The organism is Streptomyces sp. TBY4, assembly GCF_024213195.1.
GTDB lineage: Bacteria > Actinomycetota > Actinomycetes > Streptomycetales > Streptomycetaceae > Streptomyces.
The window spans coordinates 544,154-564,095 of record NZ_JANAVF010000001.1 but is presented as its reverse complement, the minus strand read 5'-3'; the positions used below and the strand labels follow the sequence as shown (position 1 = coordinate 564,095).

Here is a 19,942-nt window from a genome sequence, read left to right as displayed (position 1 = left end):
TTACGCGAAACTCGTACGCGTCTGCGATCCACCTTAACAGGGGGAGCGCCGAGGGCGGTTTGTGATCGCTCCCGCCGATCGTCAATGATGATCGCCACGGGACCGACAGGCCCGTGATTTTCGGCTTATCGGAGCGTAAACAGGCGGTGAACCCCTGCTTCCGTTCATCCGATAGCCTCTGCCGACGTGCCGCCGACCCACTCGGCGCTCGTTACCCGTGTGCGTGCAAGGAGTGAGTTCGTCTGCCGACCGTCATCCTTACCGGCCTGCCGGTGCCCGGATCAGCGCTCGCCGACGAGCTGCGCTCCCTCGGCTTCGAGGTGCGCCCCGCGGCCACCCCGTCGGACACCGCCGCCGCACTGGCGCTCGTACCCGCCGATCAGCGGGTGGCCGTCGTGGACGGGGAGTTCGTCGGGCACGTGCACGCCCTGCGGCTCGCGCTGACCGACCCGCGGTTCGACGCCTGCGCCGTCACCGGAGCCTTCGCCGTCCAGCCCGGAGCCCGCGCGGCCCTGGACCGGGCCGCCGCGCTCGACGCGTCCGCCCCCGTGGGCCACGGCACGTACCCGGACCGGCTCGCCGCCGCCGTCGAGGCCGCCGGCACCCCCGTGCACCGCCCCGAGCTCGGCACCCTCGTCGCCGCCGTGCCCGCCACCGTCGAAGAGCGCCGGGCGGCCACCGCCGCCGTCGCCGCCGTCGACGAGGAGGCCGTCCGGCTGCGCACCGCCGTGAAGTCCCGCGACGGGTTCTTCACCACCTTCTTCATCAGCCCCTACTCGCGCTACATCGCCCGCTGGTGCGCGCGCCGCGGACTGACCCCCAACCAGGTCACCACCGCCTCGCTGATCACCGCGCTGATCGCGGCCGGCTGCGCCGCCACCGGCGACCGCTGGGGCTACGTGGCCTCCGGCGTGCTGCTCCTCGTCTCCTTCGTCCTGGACTGCACGGACGGGCAGCTCGCCCGCTACTCGCTCCAGTACTCGACGATGGGCGCCTGGCTCGACGCCACCTTCGACCGCGCGAAGGAGTACTCCTTCTACGCGGGCCTCGCGCTCGGCGCGGCCCGCAACGGCGACGACGTATGGGCCCTGGCCCTCGGCGCGATGATCCTCATGACCTGCCGGCACGTGGTGGACTTCGCCTTCAACGAGGCCAACCACGACGCCACCGCCAACACGAGTCCGACGGCGGCCCTCTCGGACAAGCTGGACAGCGTCGGCTGGACGGTCTGGGTCCGGCGCATGATCATCCTGCCGATCGGCGAACGCTGGGCCATGATCGCGGTCCTCATCGCCTTCACCACCCCGCGGATCGTCTTCTACGCCCTGCTCGTCGGCTGCGCCTTCGGCGCGCTCTACACCACGGCCGGCCGGGTCCTGCGCTCGCTGACCCGCAAGGCGAAGCGGACCGACCGCGCCGCGCAGGCCCTCGCGGACCTCGCCGACTCGGGCCCCGTCGCCGAGCTCACGGGCCGCGCGATCGGCCGGATGGCCCCCGGCGCCGGGATCGCCGCGGCCGTCATCGGCTCGGGCGCCCTTCTGTGGGCCGCATGGGCCCACACCTTCGGCAGCCGTCAGGTGATCGTCGCCGCCGTCTTCTACGCCTTGCTCGCCGGCGCGGCCGTCGCCCGGCCGCTCAAGGGCGCCCTCGACTGGCTCGTGCCGCCCGTCTTCCGGGCCGCCGAGTACACCACCGTGCTGATCCTCGCCGCCAAGGCGGACGTCCCCGGGGCCCTTCCGGCGGCATTCGGACTGGTCGCGGCGGTCGCCTACCATCACTACGACACGGTCTACCGCATTCGCGGTGGTACGGGCGCGCCCCCGCACTGGCTGGTGCGGACGATCGGCGGGCACGAGGGCCGGGTGCTGCTGACCGCGGTCCTGGCCTACGTCCTGGCGTCGCGCGCCACCGACTTCCCCGTCGCGCTCACGGCCCTCGCCGTTTTCGTGGCACTCGTGGTGCTCGTGGAGAGCATCCGCTTCTGGGTTTCCTCCGGGGCACCCGCCGTACATGACGAAGGAGAACCAGCATGATCGGCCTCGTCCTCGCTGCCGGAGCCGGACGCCGCCTGCGTCCCTACACCGACACCCTGCCCAAGGCCCTCGTGCCCGTCGGACCCGAAGGGGACGAGGAGAGCATCACCGTCCTCGACCTGACGCTCGGCAACTTCGCCGAGGTCGGTCTGACCGAGGTCGCCATCGTCGTCGGCTACCGCAAGGAAGCCGTGTACGAGCGCAGGGAGGCCCTGGAGGCCAAGTACGGCGTCAAGATCACGCTGATCGACAACGACAAGGCCGAGGAGTGGAACAACGCCTACTCCCTGTGGTGCGCCCGTGACGTCCTGAAGCGCGGTGTGATCCTCGCCAACGGCGACACCGTCCACCCGGTCTCCGTCGAGAAGACCCTGCTCGCCGCCCGCGGCAAGGGCCAGAAGATCATCCTCGCCCTCGACACGGTCAAGAACCTGGCCGACGAGGAGATGAAGGTCATCACCGACGGCGAGAAGGGTGTGCAGCGCATCACGAAGCTGATGGACCCGGCCACCGCGACCGGCGAGTACATCGGCGTCACCCTCATCGAGCCCGAGGCCGCCGAGGCGCTGGCCGAGGCCCTGAAGACCACCTTCGAGCGCGACCCCGACCTCTACTACGAGGACGGATACCAGCAGCTCGTCAACGACGGTTTCACCATCGACGTGGCCCCCATCGGCGACGTCAAGTGGGTCGAGATCGACAACCACGACGACCTCGCCAAGGGCCGGACGATCGCATGCCAGTACTGACGAGGCTCATCCCCTCGCCCGTCGTCGTCGACATCAGCCGCGGCGCGATGGACGACCTGGCCGGCCTCCTGGCCGACCAGCGCGTCTCCGCGTCCGGCAAGCTCGCGATCGCCATCAGCGGCGGCTCCGGTGCGGTGCTGCGCGCCAAGCTGGAGCCGGTGCTGCCGCACGCCGACTGGTACTCCGTCGTCGACGGGACCATCGACTCCGCGGTCAAGCTCGCCGACGACATAAAGGGACGCCGCTACGACGCCGTCGTGGGCCTGGGCGGCGGCAAGATCATCGACGTGGCGAAGTACGCCGCGGCGCGGGTCGGGCTCCCCATGGTGGCCGTCGCCACCAACCTCTCGCACGACGGCATCTGCTCGCCGGTGTCCATCCTGGACAACGACAACGGCCGCGGCTCCTACGGCGTGCCCATGCCGATCGCGATGGTCGTCGACCTCGACGTGATCCGCGAGGCCCCGGCGCGGTTCGTCCGCGCGGGCATCGGCGACGCGATCTCCAACATCTCCGCCATCGCCGACTGGGAGCTCTCGCACCGCCTCAACGGCGAGCCCGTCGACGGCCTGGCCGCCGCCATGGCCCGTACCGCCGGCGAGGCCGTACTGCGCCACCCCGGCGGCGTGGGCGACGACGAGTTCCTCACCGTGCTGGCCGAGGCGCTCGTCCTCTCCGGCATCGCCATGGCGATCAGCGGGGACACCCGCCCCTCGTCCGGCGCCTGCCACGAGATCAGCCACGCCTTCGACCTGCTCTACCCCGGACGCTCCGCGCTCCACGGGGAGCAGGTCGGCATCGGCGCGGCCTTCGCCATGCACCTGCGGGGGGACCCGGACAAGTCCGGGCTCTTCGTCGAGGTGCTGCGCGGACACGGCCTGCCCGTGCTGCCCGAGGAGATCGGGTTCAGCGTGGACGAGTTCGTCGCGGCCGTCGATTACGCCCCCCAGACCCGCCCGGGACGCTTCACCGTCCTGGAGCACCTCAACCTGTCCGCCGCCGAGATCAGGGACGCTTACGCCGACTATGCCAAGACCATCCGTAGCTGAACTCCGGCCCGTCGTTCACCCGGCGGGCGTCAAGGACCGGGTCAGCGGCGAGCACTGGGGCGGGCGCCTCTACATGCGCGAGATCTCCCTGCGCATCACCCGCCTCCTCGTCACCACCAGGGTCACGCCGAACCAGCTGACCTACGTGATGACGCTCGCCGGCGTGCTCGCGGCCCCGGCCCTGCTGGTGCCGGGCGTCTGGGGCGCCGTCCTCGGCGTGGTCGCGGTGCAGATGTACCTGCTGCTCGACTGCGTCGACGGCGAGGTCGCCCGCTGGAAGAAGCAGTACTCGCTGTCCGGGGTCTACCTGGACCGGGTCGGCGCCTACCTGTGCGACGCGGCGGTGCTGGTCGGCTTCGGCCTGCGCGCCTCCGACCTGTGGGGCACCGGGCGCATCGACTGGCTGTGGGCCTTCCTCGGCACCCTCGCGGCGCTCGGCGCGATCCTGATCAAGGCCGAGACCGACCTGGTCGGCGTCGCCCGCCACCAGGCGGGCAAGCCCGTGGTCCAGGACGCGGCGGCCACGCCGCGCTCCTCCGGCATGGCGCTCGCCCGCCGGGCCGCGGCCGCGCTCAAGTTCCACCGCCTGGTCCTCGGCATCGAGGCCTCGCTGCTCATCCTGGTGCTGGCCGTCCTCGACCAGATGCGCGGCGACCTGTACTTCTCGCGCCTCGGCGTCGCGGTGCTCGCGGGCATCGCGATGCTGCAGACGGTCCTGCACCTGGTGTCGGTCCTGGCCTCCAGCAGGCTCAAGTGACGGCGCCGCTGCGGCTGGGCGCCGTGATCATCACCATGGGCAACCGCCCGGACGAGCTCAAGGCGCTCCTCGACTCGGTGGCCCGGCAGGACGGGGCCCCGGTCGAGGTGGTCGTCGTGGGCCAGGGCGTGCGGCTCACCGGCCTGGCGGACCCGGCGGCCGGCGTGCGCACCGTCGAGCTGCCCGAGAACCTGGGCATCCCGGGCGGCCGCAACGTGGGCATCGAGGCCTTCCGCACCGCCGGAGCTCGCGGCTTGGACAGCTTCGACGCGGACGTCCTGCTCTTCCTGGACGACGACGGACTGCTGGAGCGCACTGACACCGCCGAGCTGTGCCGGCAGGCCTTCACCGAGGACCCCGAGCTGGGCATCGTCAGCTTCCGGATCGCCGATCCGCAGACCGGCGAGACCCAGCGGCGGCACGTCCCCCGGCTGCGGGCCTCCGACCCGATGCGCTCCTCGCGCGTCACCACCTTCCTGGGCGGCGCCAACGCCGTCCGCACGAAGGTGTTCGAGCAGGTCGGAGACCTCCCGGGGCAGTTCTTCTACGCGCACGAGGAAACCGATCTGGCCTGGCGGGCGCTCGACGCCGGGTGGCTGATCGACTACCGGGCGGACATGGTGCTCCTGCACCCGGCCACCGCCCCCTCCCGGCACGCGGTCTACCACCGTATGGTGGCTCGCAACCGGGTGTGGCTCGCCCGCCGCAACCTGCCCGCCCCGCTGGTCCCGGTCTACGTGGGCGTCTGGCTCCTGCTGACGCTGCTGCGCAAGCCCTCCGGGCCGGCGCTCAAGGCCTGGTTCGGCGGCTTCAAGGAGGGCTGGACCACTTCCTGCGGTCCCCGGCGCCCCATGAAATGGCGTACGGTCTGGCGGCTGACCCGGCTGGGCCGACCGCCTGTCATCTGACTCGTCCGGGTCTGAGACCATGGCGCGATCACGAACCGATCGACTCAGGCCCGATGCCACCTTCTGCCGCATCATGAAGACGGAAAGTTTCATCTTGTGAGTGACACAACCCAGGACGGAACCCTTGCCACGAGCAGGCGGCCGTCCGAAGACGCCGGGCTGAGCCCCGCGGAGCTCGCCAGGAAGTACGGCCTCTCCGTCAGCGGCGCCCGGCCGGGCCTCGTCCCGTACGTGCGCCAGCTCTGGGAGCGCCGCCACTTCATCATCGCGTTCTCTCGGGCCAAGCTGATGGCGCAGTACAGCCAGGCGAAGCTCGGCCAGATCTGGCAGGTGGCGACCCCCCTGCTGAACGCGCTGGTCTACTACCTGATCTTCGGGCTGATCCTCGGCGCCAGCAAAGGCATCGCCAAGCACGACTACATCCCCTTCCTGGTGATCGGCGTCTTCGTCTTCACCTTCACGCAGAGCTCGCTGATGGCGGGTGTCAGAGCGATCCCGGGCAATATCGGCCTGGTCCGCGCCCTGCACTTCCCGCGCGCCTCGCTGCCGATCTCCTTCTCGCTCCAGCAGCTCCAGCAGCTGATGTTCTCGATGATCGTCGTGTTCGTGGTCACGATCGGATTCGGCAACTACCCGAGCCTGTCGTGGCTGCTCGTGATCCCGGCGCTGGTCCTCCAGTTCGCCTTCAACACCGGCCTCGCCCTGATCTTCGCGCGGATGGGTTCCAAGACCCCCGACCTCGCGCAGCTCATGCCGTTCGTCACGCGCACGTGGATGTACACCTCGGGCGTCATGTTCTCGATCAAGGTGATGCTCGAGGACAAGCCCGCGTGGATCGCGGACCTCCTGCTGTGGAATCCGGCCGCCATCTACATGGACCTGATCCGCTTCGCGCTCATCGACGGGTACGGCCGGGAGAACCTGCCGCCCCACGTCTGGGCCTTCGCCATCGGCTGGGCGGTCGTGATCGGACTCGGCGGATTCGTGTACTTCTGGAAGGCTGAGGAGCGTTACGGCCGTGGCTGAGAACAAGCATGGACACATCCCCACCGTCATCGCCGACGACGTCCACATCGTCTACCGGGTCAACACCGGCAGCTCCGGCAGGGGCAGCGCCACGGCGGCGCTCAGCAAGATAGTCCGCCGGCGCGGCGACGCACCGGGCGTCCGCCGGGTCCACGCCGTGCGCGGGGTCTCCTTCACGGCGTACCGGGGCGAGGCCATCGGCCTCATCGGCTCCAACGGCTCCGGCAAGTCCACGCTGCTGCGTGCCATCGCGGGCCTGCTGCCCTGCGAGTCGGGCAAGGTCTACACCGACGGCCAGCCCTCGCTGCTGGGTGTCAACGCGGCGCTGATGAACGACCTCACCGGCGAGCGCAACGTGGTCCTCGGCGGTCTCGCGATGGGGATGACCCGCGCGCAGATCCGCGAGCGCTACCAGGACATCGTCGACTTCTCGGGCATCAACGAGAAGGGGGACTTCATCTCCCTGCCGATGCGGACCTACTCCTCCGGCATGGCGGCGCGCCTGCGCTTCTCCATTGCCGCGGCGAAGGACCACGACGTCCTGATGATCGACGAGGCGCTGGCCACGGGCGACCGGAAGTTCCAGGTGCGTTCCGAGGACCGCATCCGAGAACTGCGCAAGTCCGCCGGAACCGTTTTCCTGGTGAGCCACAACAACAAGTCCATCCGCGACACCTGCGACCGGGTGCTGTGGCTGGAGCGGGGCGAACTCCTGATGGACGGCCCCACCGAGGAAGTCGTGTCGGCGTACGAGAAGGCGACCAGCTGACGGAATTCCACCGACGGCCCCCACCGCGTCCGGCGGCGGGGGCCGCGGCATGCCGTGCGGGCGACTTGGTGCGGCGGAGCGACATGGTGCGGCGGAGCGAATACCCGTCGAGGTCCGGCGGCGTTGTACAGCGTAAGCTGGACCAGGCCTCAATCGTGGGCAAGGGGTGCGATTCCCCCCATAGGTGAATAACCCGATACCCGCCGGGGAAAGTGCGGCGGCGTGTCCGAAATGGGATGTATTGGGTTGGCAGTGTAGAACGGGAGATGTGACGGCAATGGCTACGGGAATTCTCCGGCCCCCAGGCACGACGGCCGTCCCCGCCCCGGGCGGCGGGCGGTGACCCCCGGGCACGGCACCAGCCCCCGGCCGCACGAGCCGTCCGACGCCCCCGGCTCCCACGCCGCGCACCCCGGCGCCCTCTTCGAGGAGCGGCCCGGCGCCGCCACCCTCGGCAAGGCGGGCTCCGAGAACTTCCCCGTGGCCCCCGCCTTCCTGCCCCGCGCCTGGCGCGAGGGCCTGATGGCGGTCTACGGGTACGCCCGCCTGGTCGACGACATCGGCGACGGGGACCTCGCCCCGGGCGGCCGCGACGCCGTGCTGCTCGGCCTCGACCCCGCCGCCGCGGACGACCGGCTCGCCATGCTCGACGCCCTCGAAGCCGACCTGGCGCGCGTCTTCGGCGGTACCGACGGGCCTCCGCGCCACCCCCTGACGCTGGCCCTGCAGCCCGTCGTGCGCGCCCACGGGCTCACCCCCGAATCGTTTCTTGCGCTGATCGAGGCCAACCGCCAGGACCAGCGGGTCGCGCGCTACGCGACGTACGGCGAGCTCGTCGGCTACTGCGAGCTCTCCGCCAACCCGGTGGGCCGGCTCGTGCTGGACCTCACCGGCACCAGCACCCCCGAGCGGATCCGCCGCTCCGACGCCGTCTGCACCGCCCTGCAGATCGCCGAACACCTCCAGGACGTCGCAGAGGACCTGGCCCGGGACCGGATCTACCTCCCGGGCGAGGACATGCGCCGCTTCCACGTGACCGAGACCGACCTGAAGGCCCCGTCCGCGGGGGCGTCCGTACGCGCCCTCGTCGCCTTCGAAACCGAACGGGCGCGAGAACTCCTCGACGAAGGCACGCCGCTCGTGGGCAGCGTCCACGGAAGGCTCCGGCTGCTGCTCGCCGGCTTCGTGGGAGGAGGACGCGCCGCCCTGCGAGCCGTCACCGCCGCCGGCTTCGACGTTCTGCCCGGCCCGCCCAAGGCCACCAGGAGCGGCTTGCTCCGCGAGGTGGCCGCCGTCCTGCGCACAGCGCCGAGAAAGGGGTGAGCCCGACCGTGGAGGGCCCCACACACGCTTCCGCACCGGGCGCGCCGTACGTGCCGTCCGTGCCGACACCCATGTCCGCCATGTCCGCACCGATTTCGGCCGCCTACAGCTACTGCGAGGCCGTGACCGGCTCGCAGGCGCGCAACTTCGCCTACGGCATCCGGCTGCTGCCCGCGGACAAGCGGCAGGCGATGTCCGCGCTGTACGCCTTCTCCCGGCGGGTCGACGACATCGGCGACGGCACGCTGCCGCACGAGGTCAAGCTGACCCGGCTGGAGGAGACCCGCACCCTGCTGGGCCGGATCCGCGCCGAGGAGGTCGACGAGGACGACACCGACCCGGTCGCGGTCGCCCTCGCGCACGCCTCGCGGCGCTTCCCGATCCCGCTCGAAGGGCTCGACGAACTCATCGACGGCGTCCTCATGGACGTCCGCGGGGAGACCTACGAGACCTGGGACGACCTCAAGGTCTACTGCCGCTGCGTGGCCGGAGCCATCGGCCGGCTCTCGCTCGGCGTCTTCGGCACCGCGCACTCCAACGGGCCCGGCGCGGCCGCCGGCTCCGGCGCGCACGACGCGGCACGGGCCGGCGAGTACGCCGACACCCTCGGTCTCGCCCTGCAACTCACCAACATCCTGCGGGACGTTCGCGAGGACGCCGGCAACGGCCGGACCTACCTGCCCGCCGAGGACCTCGCCAAGTTCGGCTGCTCCGACGGCTTCCAGAGCGCCCGGATGCCCGCCGGCGCCGACTTCGCCGGGCTGGTCCACCACGAAGTCCGGCGCGCCCGCGCCCTGTTCGTGGAGGGCTACCGGCTGCTGCCCCTGCTCGACCGGCGCAGCGGCGCCTGCGTCGCGGCCATGGCCGGCATCTACCGGCGCCTGCTCGACCGCATCGAGCGCGAGCCGGAGGCCGTGCTCCGCGGCCGGGTCTCGCTGCCGCCGCACGAGAAGGCGTACGTGGCCGTCCGCGGCCTCTCCGGCCTCGACGCGCGGACCATCGCGCGCCAGAGCACCAGGAGGCGGCTCTGATGCCGGCGGGCCGGCGAACCGTGCCGACGGGACGTCCGGGACGTCCGGGACGTCCGGGACGTCCGGGGTCGACGGGACGTCCGGGGCCGGCGGGAGCAACCCCGCGGCGCCCCGCGGCGTCCCTGGGAGCGACAGAGGAGGACGCATGAGCGCGGATCACGCCGTGGTCGTCGGCGGCGGGCTCGCCGGCGTCACCACCGCGCTGGAACTCGCCGACGCCGGCCTGCGGGTGACCCTGCTGGAGGGCCGGCCCCGCCTCGGCGGCCTGGCGTTCTCCTTCAAGCGCGGGGAGCTGACCGTGGACAACGGGCAGCACGTCTACCTGCGCTGCTGCACCGCCTACCGGTGGTTCCTCGACCGCATCGAGGGCGCGGAGCTGGCACCCCTGCAGGACCGGCTCGACGTGCCCGTCCTCGACGTCGCCCACCCCGGCGGCCCCCGGCTCGGCCGGCTGCGCCGCAGCGCCCTGCCCGTACCCCTGCACCTGGCGGGCTCCCTCGCCCGCTACCCGCACCTCTCGCTCGCGGAGCGGGCCTCCGTCGGGCGCGCCGCCCTCGCGCTGCGCCGCCTCGACCCCGCAGACCCGGCGCTCGACGGCGTGGACTTCGCGACCTGGCTCGGCCGGTACGGCCAGTCCCCGCGCACCATCGAGGCGCTGTGGGACCTCGTCGGCATCGCCACGCTCAACGCCACCGCCGGGCAGTCCTCGCTGGGCCTGGCCGCCATGGTCTTCAAGACCGGCCTGCTCTCCGAGAACGGCGCGGCCGACATCGGCTGGGCCCGCGTACCGCTCGGCGACCTGCACGACACCCTCGCCCGCAAGGCCCTGGACGCCGCCGGGGTGACCACCTCGCTGCGCACCCGGGTCACCGACATCTCCCGTACCGCGGAGGGCGGTTGGCGGGTGGCCACCGAGGAGGGCTCCTTCGACGCCGGCACCGTCGTGCTCGCAGTGCCGCAGCGCGAGGCGCACGGACTGCTGCCCGCCGGAGCCCTCGCCGACCCCGACGCCCTGCTCGACATCGGCACCGCGCCGATCCTCAACGTGCACGTCGTCTACGACCGAAAGGTCCTCAGGCAGCCCTTCTTCGCGGCCCTCGGCTCCCCGGTCCAGTGGGTCTTCGACCGCACCGACTCCTCCGGACTCCCCGACGGCGGCCAGTACCTGGCGCTGTCCCAGTCCGTCGCCCACGAGGACATCGACGAACCCGTCTCGGTGCTGCGCGCGAAGTACCTGCCCGAGCTGGAACGGCTGCTGCCCGCCGCGCGCGGAGCCAAGGTGCGGGACTTCTTCGTCACCCGCGAGCGCACCGCGACCTTCGCCCCCACCCCCGGCGTCGGCCGGCTGCGACCCGGAACCCGGACCGACACGCCGGGCCTCTACCTCGCCGGTGCGTGGACCGCGACCGGTTGGCCCGCGACCATGGAGAGCGCCGTCCGCAGCGGACTGAACGCGGCCCACGCCGCGCTCGCCCCGCTGGGCCGCCACCGCGAACACCCCTTGCAGGAGGCGGTATGACCGGCACCACAGCAGCACGCACGACAGCTTCACGCACCGCAGCTTCACGCATCGCAGTACGTACAGGAACCAGAGGAGAGCCAGTGAACCCGGGGAATCCGGCCGTCGAGAACACGGACGCCAGTGCGGGCCCGGCCGGCGGGGAGAAGGCGGACACGCTCGCCCTCCTCGAACGAGGCCGTACGCTCTCGACGCCCGTGCTCCGCGCCGCCGTGGACCGGCTCGCCGCGCCCATGGACACCGTCGCCGCCTACCACTTCGGCTGGATCGACGCCCACGGCAACCCGGCGGACGGCGACGGCGGCAAAGCCGTCCGCCCCGCCCTCGCCCTGCTCTCGGCGGAGGCCGCCGGCGCCGCCGCCGAAGTCGGCATCCCCGGCGCCGTCGCCGTCGAACTCGTCCACAACTTCTCGCTGCTGCACGACGACCTGATGGACGGCGACGAACAGCGCCGCCACCGCGACACGGTGTGGAAGGTCCACGGACCCGCCCTCGCCATCCTGGTCGGCGACGCACTGTTCGCCCTGGCCAACGAGGTGCTGCTGGAACTCGGCACCGTCGAGGCCGGCCGCGCGGCCCGCCGCCTGACCACCGCGAGCCGCAAGCTCATCGACGGCCAGGCCCAGGACATCTCCTACGAGCACCGCGAGAGCGTCACCGTCGAGGAATGCCTGGAGATGGAGGGCAACAAGACCGGCGCCCTGCTCGCCTGCGCGGTCTCCATCGGCGCCGTGCTCGGCGGCGCGGACGACCGTACGGCCGACAAGCTGGAGGAGTACGGCTACCACCTCGGCCTCGCCTTCCAGGCCGTCGACGACCTGCTCGGCATCTGGGGCGACCCGGAGTCCACCGGCAAGCAGACCTGGAGCGACCTGCGCCAGCGCAAGAAGTCGCTGCCCGTGGTCGCCGCCCTCGCGGCCGGCGGACCGGCCTGCGAGGAGCTGACCGAACTGCTCGCCGCCGACGCCAAGAGCAACGACTTCGAGAACTTCTCCGAGGAGGAGTTCGCGGCCCGCGCCGCGCTCATCGAGGCGGCCGGCGGCCGCCAGTGGACCGCCGACGAGGCGCGCCGCCAGTACGAGATCGCCATCAGGGCCCTCGACGACGTGGACATGGACCAGCGCGTGCGCGAGCAGCTCGTGGCGCTCGCCGACTTCGTCGTCGTGCGCAAGAGGTGATCGCCACCCGTACGCGCATATGAATCGCCAGTCGCCGGCCGGTACTGACTGGCTGTAGTACCGGCCGACGGCGACCCCCAGTACAGCGGAGGACAGCAGAGGACACTGCACGCATAGGGGAAGCCATGACTGCGACGACCGACGGCGGCGCCCAGGCCTGCGGCGCCGGACCGAAGGAAACCCGGCGCGTCCGCGAGGCCATCGAGCGGGCCGTCCGGGACCTGCTCGACCGGCAGGACGAGGCCGGCTGGTGGAAGGGCGACCTGGAGACCAACGTCACCATGGACGCCGAGGACCTGCTGCTGCGCCAGTTCCTCGGGATCCGGGACGAGCCCACCACCCGGGCCGCGGCCCTGTTCATCCGCGGGGAGCAGCAGGACGACGGCACTTGGGCCACCTTCCACGGCGGCCCCTCCGACCTGTCCGCCACCGTCGAGGCCTACGTGGCCCTGCGCCTCGCCGGAGACGAGCCCGATGCCCCGCACATGGCCCGCGCCTCGGCGTGGATCCGGGCCCACGGGGGAGTGGCGGGCGCCCGCGTCTTCACCCGCATCTGGCTGGCCCTGTTCGGCTGGTGGAGCTGGGACCACCTGCCCGAACTCCCGCCCGAACTGCTCTTCCTGCCGCCCTGGGTGCCGCTGAACATCTACGACTTCGGCTGCTGGGCCCGCCAGACCATCGTGCCCCTCACCGTGGTCTCCGCCCTGCGCCCGGTCCGCCCGGCCCCCTTCGCCCTGGACGAGCTGCACACCGACGCGCGGACGCCGTTCCCCGCCAGGAAGCCCGCACCGCTGGCCAGTTGGGACGGCGCCTTCCAGCGGATGGACAAGGCCCTGCACGTCTACCGCAGGTTCGCCCCGCGCCGGCTGCGCGCGGCGGCCATGGCCAGCGCCGGCCGCTGGATCGTGGAACGCCAGGAGAACGACGGCTGCTGGGGCGGCATCCAGCCGCCCGCCGTGTACTCCGTCATCGCCCTGCACCTGCTCGGCTACGACCTGCAGCACCCGGTGATGCGCGCCGGACTGGAGTCCCTGGACCGCTTCGCCGTCTGGCGCGCCGACGGCGCCCGCATGATCGAGGCCTGCCAGTCCCCGGTGTGGGACACCTGCCTCGCCGCCATCGCACTGGCCGACGCGGGCCTGCGCCCCGACCACCCCGCCCTGGTCAAGGCCGCCGACTGGATGCTCGACGAGGAGATCGTCCGCAGCGGGGACTGGGCCGTGCGCCGGCCCGGACTGGCCCCGGGCGGCTGGGCGTTCGAGTTCCACAACGACAACTACCCCGACATCGACGACACCGCCGAGGTCGTCCTCGCGCTGCGCCGCGTCAAGCACCCCGACCCGGCACGGGTGGAGGGGGCCATCGCCCGCGGCGTGTCCTGGAACCTCGGCATGCAGTCGAAGAACGGAGCCTGGGGCGCCTTCGACGCCGACAACACCAGCCCCCTCCCCAACAAGCTGCCCTTCTGCGACTTCGGCGAGGTCATCGACCCGCCCTCGGCCGACGTCACCGCCCACGTCGTGGAGATGCTCGCCGTCGAGGGCCGGGCCGGCGACGCGCGCACCCGGCGCGGCATCGCCTGGCTCCTCGCCGAACAGGACCCGAACGGCGGCTGGTTCGGCCGCTGGGGCACCAACTACGTCTACGGCACCGGCTCGGTGATCCCGGCGCTGACCGCCGCCGGCTTCGCCCCCTCGCACCCCGCGATCCGGCGCGCCGTGGCCTGGCTGGAATCCGTACAGAACGAGGACGGGGGATGGGGCGAGGACCAGCGCTCCTACCAGGACCCGTCCTGGGCGGGCAAGGGCGCCTCGACCGCCTCGCAGACGGCGTGGGCGCTGATGGCCCTGCTGTCGGCGGGGGAGCGCGAGGCGCGATCCGTGCGCCGCGGGATCGGCTACCTCGTCTCCACCCAGCGCGCCGACGGCACCTGGGACGAGCCGTACTTCACCGGCACCGGATTCCCCTGGGACTTCTCCATCAACTACCACCTGTACCGCCAGGTGTTCCCGCTCACCGCGCTGGGCCGCTACCTGTACGGAGAACCGTTCGGCCCGGGCGGGCGGTACGCCGATCCGGCCGCCCTCCCGTCCTCGTCCACCTCCCCCGGGGAGGCACGATGACCGGCGGCCCGGCCGCGGCCGCCCCGCCGCCGCTGCTGATCGCCTGCGCCCTGCGCATCGAGCGGATGGCCCTGCGCGGCGGCGCGCCAGGGCCGTACGAGGTCCTGCGCACCGGCATGGGGCCGCGCGCGGCCGAGCGCGCCGTCGGCTCCAGGCTGGCCGAGCCCCGGCTGCGCGGCGCCGCCGTGCTCGCCACCGGATTCTGCGCCGGGCTGATGCCCGGCATGAGCCCCGGCGACCTGATCGTCGCCGAGGAGACCCGGGACCCGCGCGGCACGGTCGGCTGCGTGGGGACCGCGCAGCTCGCCGAGGCGCTGGCCCGGGCCGTGCCCGGGCGGACCGTGCACCTCGGCCCGCTGACCGGATCCGACCACGTCGTCCGGGGCCAGGAGCGCGCCCAGCTGCGCGCGGGCGGCGCCATCGGGGTCGACATGGAGTCGGCCGCCACCCTGTGGACCGCGACCCGGGCCGGGAGTGCCCCGGGGGGCCCGGAGCGTCCGGTTGCGGCCGTCCGGGTGATCGTGGACGCTCCGGAGCATGAGCTCGTCCGTATCGGCACCGTTCGCGGGGGAATATCGGCCTTTCGCGTACTGCGTGCCGTACTGCCGGCGTTTTACGAATGGCACCGTTCTTTGCTGCTCCCCAGGAGGTGAGCCAGATGGCCATGCCACTGCGACAGACCATCAGGGTCGGGACGTACCTGCTCGAACAGAAGCTCCGCAAGCGTGAGAAGTTCCCGCTGATCGTCGAGCTGGAACCGCTCTACGCCTGCAACCTGGCCTGCGAGGGGTGCGGGAAGATCCAGCACCCGGCAGGAGTGCTCAAGCAGCGCATGCCCGTGGCCCAGGCGGTGGGCGCCGTGCTGGAATCGGGCGCGCCGATGGTGTCCATTGCGGGCGGGGAGCCCTTGATGCACCCGCAGATCGACGAGATCGTGCGCCAGTTGGTGGCCAGGCGGAAGTACGTCTTCCTCTGCACCAACGCGATGCTGCTCCGCAAGAAGATCGAGAAGTTCACGCCCTCCCCGTACTTCGCCTTCGCCGTGCACATCGACGGACTGCGCGAGCGCCACGACGAGTCGGTGGCGAAGGAAGGCGTCTTCGACGAGGCGGTCGCGGCCATCAAGGAGGCGAAGCGGCGCGGATTCCGGGTGACGACCAACTCCACGTTCTTCAACACCGACACCCCGCAGACCATCATCGAGGTCCTCAACTACCTCAATGACGACCTCCAGGTGGACGAGATGATGATCTCGCCGGCCTACGCCTACGAAAAGGCCCCCGACCAGGAGCACTTCCTCGGCGTCGAACAGACCCGCGAACTCTTCAGGAAGGCTTTCGCCGGAGGCAACCGGCGACGCTGGCGGCTCAACCACTCCCCGCTCTTCCTGGACTTCCTGGAAGGCAAAGCCGATTTCCCCTGCACCGCCTGGGCCATTCCCAATTACTCGCTCTTCGGCTGGCAGCGCCCCTGCTATCTGATGAGCGACGGGTACGTGCCCTCGTACCGGGAACTGATCGAGGACACCGACTGGAGCAAGTACGGCCGCGGCAAGGACCCGCGCTGCGCGAACTGCATGGCGCACTGCGGGTACGAGCCCACGGCCGTCCTGGCCACCATGGGTTCGCTGAAGGAGTCGCTGCGGGCGGCCCGCGAGACCGTGGGCGGAAACCGGGGCAAGTCGGCATGAGTGCCGGCCAGGCGGATCGCGAGGGCTTCGACCTCGGCGCCCTGCTGGCCGAGCGGGGTGGCGAGCGGTACGAACTGCACGCCCGCCACCTCAACCACCAGCTGCCGCGGATGCTCCGCACCATTGGGTTCGACAAGGTCTACGTGCGGGCCGAGGGAGCCCACTTCTGGGATGCCGAGGGCAACGACTACCTCGACATGCTGGCCGGCTTCGGGGTGATGGGCCTGGGCCGCCACCACCCGGTGGTGCGCCGCGCGCTGCACGACGTACTGGACGCCCAGCTCGCCGACCTCACCCGCTTCGACTGCCAGCCGCTGCCCGGGCTGCTGGCCGAGAAGCTGCTCGCGCACAGTCCGCACCTGGACCGGGTCTTCTTCGGCAACAGCGGCACCGAGGCCGTGGAGACCGCCCTGAAGTTCGCCCGGTACGCCACCGGGCGGCCCAGGGTCCTCTACTGCGACCACGCCTTCCACGGGCTCACCACGGGCTCGCTCTCGGTCAACGGCGAGGCCGGCTTCCGCGAAGGCTTCGCCCCGCTGCTGCCCGACACGGGGATCACCCTCGGGGACCTGGACGCGCTCGAGCGGGAGCTGCGGAAGGGGGACGTCGCGGCCCTCGTGGTGGAGCCCGTCCAGGGCAAGGGGGTGCTCGCCACCCCGCCCGGCTTCCTGCCCGCCGCGCAGGAGCTGCTCCACCGGCACGGGGCCCTGCTGATCGCGGACGAGGTGCAGACCGGCCTCGGGCGGACCGGCGACTTCTACGCCTACCAGCACGAGGCCGGGGTGGAACCGGATCTGGTCTGCGTGGCCAAGGCCCTCTCCGGCGGCTACGTGCCCGTCGGCGCGACCTTGGGCAAGGACTGGATCTTCAAGAAGGTCTACTCCTCGATGGACCGGGTCCTCGTCCATTCCGCCAGCTTCGGGTCCAACGCGCAGGCCATGGCGGCCGGGCTCGCCGTCCTCTCCGTCATGGAGGACGAGCAGCTGGTGGCCCGCGCCCGCGCGATGGGCGACCTGCTGCGCGGGCGGCTCGCCGCGCTCGTGGACACGTACGAACTGCTCCACGAGGTACGGGGCCGCGGACTGATGATCGGCATCGAGTTCGGCCGGCCGTCCTCGCTGGGCCTACGGAGCCGCTGGAGCATGCTGCAGGCGGCGCGCAAGGGGCTGTTCGCGCAGATGGTCGTGGTGCCCCTGCTCCAGAAGCACCGGATCCTCACGCAGGTCTCCGGGGACCACCTGGAAGTGATCAAACTGATCCCGCCGCTGATCGTGGACGAGGCGGACGTGGACCGGTTCGTCGGCGCCTTCTGCGCGGTCATGGACGAGGCCCACGGGGGTGGCGCGCTCATGTGGGACTTCGGCCGGACGCTGGTGAGGCAGGCCGTCGCGAACCGCTGACGGCCCACCTCGTGGGGCGTCAGTCCAGCAGTCGTCCGCGGAGCCTGTCGAGGGTCCCGGGCGTGAGCCCGAGGCCCTCGGCGAGGTAGCGCTCCACCCCGCCCCACTCCTCGTCGATGGTGTCGAAGGCCGCGGTCAGATACGGGGCGCGGGCGTCGAAGAGCGGGGCGAGCAGCTCCATCACCTCGGGGGCGCGGGCCTCGGGCGCGTCGCTGCCCCGGCGGACCCGGTAGCGGTTCTGCGGGGCGTTCGACTCCAGGTAGTCCGCGACGATCGCCTCCCGCTCCACGCCCAGCGCGAGCAGGGTGACGGCGATGGACAGGCCGGCCCGGTCCTTGCCGGCGGCGCAGTGCATGAGGGCCGGGACGCTGTCCTCGGCGAGCGCGTGCACCACGCGGCTGTGCTCGGCGGTCCGGTTCCGGATCATCGTCCGGTACGAACGGGACATCCGCTCGGCGGCCTTGCCCCCGCCCAGGATCCCCTCGAGCTGTGCCAGGCCCCCCTCGCGGACCATCTTCCAGAACTCGCCGCCGTCGGCCGGATCCGACAGCGGAATGTTGACGTTGCGGACGCCGGGCAGGTCCACGTCCGGACCCTCGAGCGCGTGGTCCGCGCCGTTGCGGAAGTCGAAGACGGTGTGCAGTCCCAGCGAACCGAGGAACTCCGCGTCGGTTTCGGTGGCATGCGCGAGATGTCCGCTTCGGAACAGTCGTCCCGACTTGACCCGTCGGCCGTCCGTGGTGGGAAGTCCGCCCACGTCGCGGAAGTTGCGTACGCCGGTCAGTTCGGCGGGGTTCTGGGGCTTTTGGGCGCTCTGGGGGCTCTGGGGTATCGGCTGGGTCACCGGGCTCCTCCGTGTCGTCGTCATCGTCGATGGTGTCCGAATTACGCTCATTATGGCCAACTTGCCATAGTGAGGGGCGAGATCGGAAACACCCCCGTGAGCCAGATCATACGGTGACGGTGAGTGGCTGATCGCGAATGGCGAATTGCCTTACTGGGACGGTTGTTGAAGGTGTGGAATGGACGGAGGGTGACCGGAATTCCGGTGCCCCGTCATCTTCAAGATTCCGTTGGGGAATTCATGACTTGTTCCGCGCGGGCGGACTCGATTACGTTCGCGATCGACCCGGACGGACCGCCTAATCCTGCCACCGCCCGGAGACCGCACCCGACTATTCACGCGCGTGGCAGGAGCGGGGGAACCAGGTAAGCCGCTGTTCCGGATCTCCGGTCGAGATCTTTACAACGGGACAGCTCGGGGTGAAGCCGTACATGTGCTGTTCACCGGCACAAGGGCGGCCGGACATCTCCAGTCCGAACCCGACAGCTCACCTCGCAGGCGTCGGAGAGGAATTCGACATGTCCGGAACGGGTAAGCACCGCCGTCCCAAGTCCCGCTCGATATCCCGCGGATTCGCCGTCGCGGGCACCGGTGGCGCGGCCCTCGCGCTTCCGCTGCTCGGCGCCACCGGCGCCCAGGCCGCGGGCGTCCCGGCGGCCGCCCCGGTCGCCGCCCCGGCCCAGGCTCCGCAGGCTGCCGCGGCCCTGCAGGCAGCCGGGTCCGCCGCCGTGCAGAGCGCCCCCACCGCCGCCGCAGCCCCCACCGTCTACACCGTGGTGCCGGGTGACTACCTCTCCAAGATCGCCGAGCGCCAGCACCTCACCGGTGGCTGGGAGCAGCTCTACGCGGACAACCGCGAGGCCGTCGGCACCGACCCCTCCCTGATCCACCCGGGCCTCAAGCTGACCCTCGGTGCGAAGGGTGCGGCTCCGGCCGCGGCGGCCCCGGCGGAAGCGCCGAAGCCCGCCAAGAAGTCCGCTTCGTCGGATTCCTCGGCTTCCTCGGATTCCTCCGGTGAGGCCGCCGCGCCCGCCGCGCCCGCCCGCAAGGCACCCGTCGCCAAGGCGCCCGCGGCCAAGGCACCCGCCAAGCAGCAGGGCGGCGCCGCCGCGACCGGCTTCGTCGCCCCCGTCGCCGGCGGCCCGTCCACCGCGTACAAGACCGCCGGCTCCATGTGGTCCAGCGGCTACCACACCGGTGTCGACTTCACCGCGAGCACCGGCACCACCGTCCGGGCGGTCGGCGCCGGCACCGTGGTCTCCGCCGGCTGGAGCGGTTCGTACGGCAACGAGGTCGTCATCCGGCACGCCGACGGCCGGTACAGCCAGTACGCGCACCTCTCCCAGCTGTCCGTCTCCTCCGGCCAGAGCGTCACGGGCGGACAGACCATCGGCCTCTCCGGTTCCACGGGCAACTCGACCGGCCCGCACCTGCACTTCGAGATCCGCACCGGTCCCTCGTACGGCTCGGACATCGACCCGCTGGCCTACCTCCGGTCGAAGGGCGTCACCATCTGAATCCGGGGTGCTGTCGCAGGTGCGGG

Annotated in this window: 17 protein-coding genes and 1 riboswitch; of the genes, 16 read left to right on the top strand and 1 reads right to left on the bottom strand. The window is 71.6% G+C overall.

The features are described from left to right. Window positions 1-242: 242 nt before the first annotated feature. The 15 genes from NLX94_RS02670 to NLX94_RS02600 all read left to right on the top strand — a co-directional run bounded on the left by NLX94_RS02670 (window position 243) and on the right by NLX94_RS02600 (window position 17,555). Entirely contained in the window at window positions 243-2,033 is a 1,791-nt protein-coding gene (locus tag NLX94_RS02670; protein ID WP_254381211.1) for a DUF5941 domain-containing protein, read from the top strand. Beyond that, window positions 2,030-2,782: a sugar phosphate nucleotidyltransferase gene (locus NLX94_RS02665; protein WP_254380902.1), complete on the top strand. Its 753-nt coding sequence runs from the start codon at window positions 2,030-2,032 to the stop codon at window positions 2,780-2,782. The genes NLX94_RS02670 and NLX94_RS02665 overlap by 4 nt, the downstream gene beginning before the upstream one ends. Continuing rightward, window positions 2,770-3,831: an iron-containing alcohol dehydrogenase family protein gene (locus NLX94_RS02660; protein WP_254380901.1), complete on the top strand. Its 1,062-nt coding sequence runs from the start codon at window positions 2,770-2,772 to the stop codon at window positions 3,829-3,831. Before NLX94_RS02665 ends, NLX94_RS02660 begins: the two co-directional genes overlap by 13 nt. Then, a complete protein-coding gene (locus NLX94_RS02655; RefSeq protein WP_254380900.1) occupies window positions 3,809-4,588 on the top strand; it encodes a CDP-alcohol phosphatidyltransferase family protein in 780 nt (259 codons plus the stop codon). The genes NLX94_RS02660 and NLX94_RS02655 overlap by 23 nt, the downstream gene beginning before the upstream one ends. 35 nt (window positions 4,589-4,623) lie before the next feature. After that, the gene (locus NLX94_RS02650) at window positions 4,624-5,496 is read left to right on the top strand and encodes a glycosyltransferase family 2 protein (protein WP_374683895.1); all 873 of its coding nucleotides are present in this window, start codon (window positions 4,624-4,626) and stop codon (window positions 5,494-5,496) included. A 96-nt stretch (window positions 5,497-5,592) separates the two neighbouring features. Next, window positions 5,593-6,522: an ABC transporter permease gene (locus tag NLX94_RS02645; protein WP_254380898.1), complete on the top strand. Its 930-nt coding sequence runs from the start codon at window positions 5,593-5,595 to the stop codon at window positions 6,520-6,522. Beyond that, window positions 6,515-7,291: an ABC transporter ATP-binding protein gene (locus tag NLX94_RS02640; RefSeq protein WP_254380897.1), complete on the top strand. Its 777-nt coding sequence runs from the start codon at window positions 6,515-6,517 to the stop codon at window positions 7,289-7,291. Before NLX94_RS02645 ends, NLX94_RS02640 begins: the two co-directional genes overlap by 8 nt. 339 nt (window positions 7,292-7,630) lie before the next feature. Beyond that, entirely contained in the window at window positions 7,631-8,614 is a 984-nt protein-coding gene (gene hpnC / locus NLX94_RS02635; protein ID WP_254380896.1) for a squalene synthase HpnC, read from the top strand. 71 nt (window positions 8,615-8,685) lie between these two features. Beyond that, the gene (hpnD, locus tag NLX94_RS02630) at window positions 8,686-9,645 is read left to right on the top strand and encodes a presqualene diphosphate synthase HpnD (protein WP_254381210.1); all 960 of its coding nucleotides are present in this window, start codon (window positions 8,686-8,688) and stop codon (window positions 9,643-9,645) included. Between the two features lie 145 nt (window positions 9,646-9,790). Then, window positions 9,791-11,164: a hydroxysqualene dehydroxylase HpnE gene (hpnE, locus tag NLX94_RS02625; protein ID WP_254380895.1), complete on the top strand. Its 1,374-nt coding sequence runs from the start codon at window positions 9,791-9,793 to the stop codon at window positions 11,162-11,164. Window positions 11,165-11,247: 83 nt separating this feature from the next. Continuing rightward, window positions 11,248-12,342 carry a polyprenyl synthetase family protein gene (locus NLX94_RS02620; protein ID WP_374683887.1) on the top strand — a complete coding sequence of 365 codons (1,095 nt, stop codon included), beginning with the start codon at window positions 11,248-11,250 and terminating at the stop codon, window positions 12,340-12,342. A 125-nt stretch (window positions 12,343-12,467) separates the two neighbouring features. After that, entirely contained in the window at window positions 12,468-14,465 is a 1,998-nt protein-coding gene (gene shc, locus NLX94_RS02615; protein ID WP_254380894.1) for a squalene--hopene cyclase, read from the top strand. Next, entirely contained in the window at window positions 14,462-15,118 is a 657-nt protein-coding gene (locus NLX94_RS02610) for a 1-hydroxy-2-methyl-2-butenyl 4-diphosphate reductase (RefSeq protein WP_254380893.1), read from the top strand. The genes shc and NLX94_RS02610 overlap by 4 nt, the downstream gene beginning before the upstream one ends. A gap of 5 nt (window positions 15,119-15,123) precedes the next feature. Then, a complete protein-coding gene (gene hpnH, locus NLX94_RS02605) occupies window positions 15,124-16,155 on the top strand; it encodes an adenosyl-hopene transferase HpnH (protein WP_254380892.1) in 1,032 nt (343 codons plus the stop codon). Continuing rightward, window positions 16,152-17,555: an aspartate aminotransferase family protein gene (locus NLX94_RS02600; protein ID WP_254380891.1), complete on the top strand. Its 1,404-nt coding sequence runs from the start codon at window positions 16,152-16,154 to the stop codon at window positions 17,553-17,555. The genes hpnH and NLX94_RS02600 overlap by 4 nt, the downstream gene beginning before the upstream one ends. A gap of 19 nt (window positions 17,556-17,574) precedes the next feature. Here NLX94_RS02600 and NLX94_RS02595 read toward each other — a convergent pair whose 3' ends face one another. Continuing rightward, complete coding sequence (locus NLX94_RS02595) at window positions 17,575-18,399, bottom strand: tyrosine-protein phosphatase (RefSeq protein ID WP_254380890.1); 825 nt, start codon at window positions 18,397-18,399, stop codon at window positions 17,575-17,577. Window positions 18,400-18,717: 318 nt separating this feature from the next. Beyond that, a riboswitch (cyclic di-AMP (ydaO/yuaA leader) is annotated at window positions 18,718-18,913 on the top strand. Window positions 18,914-18,917: 4 nt separating this feature from the next. On the opposite strand from NLX94_RS02595, the gene NLX94_RS02590 reads away from it, so the two are divergent. Further along, window positions 18,918-19,916, top strand: coding sequence for a LysM peptidoglycan-binding domain-containing M23 family metallopeptidase (locus NLX94_RS02590; protein ID WP_254380889.1), 999 nt, complete (start codon window positions 18,918-18,920; stop codon window positions 19,914-19,916). The last annotated feature ends 26 nt before the right edge of the window (window positions 19,917-19,942 follow it).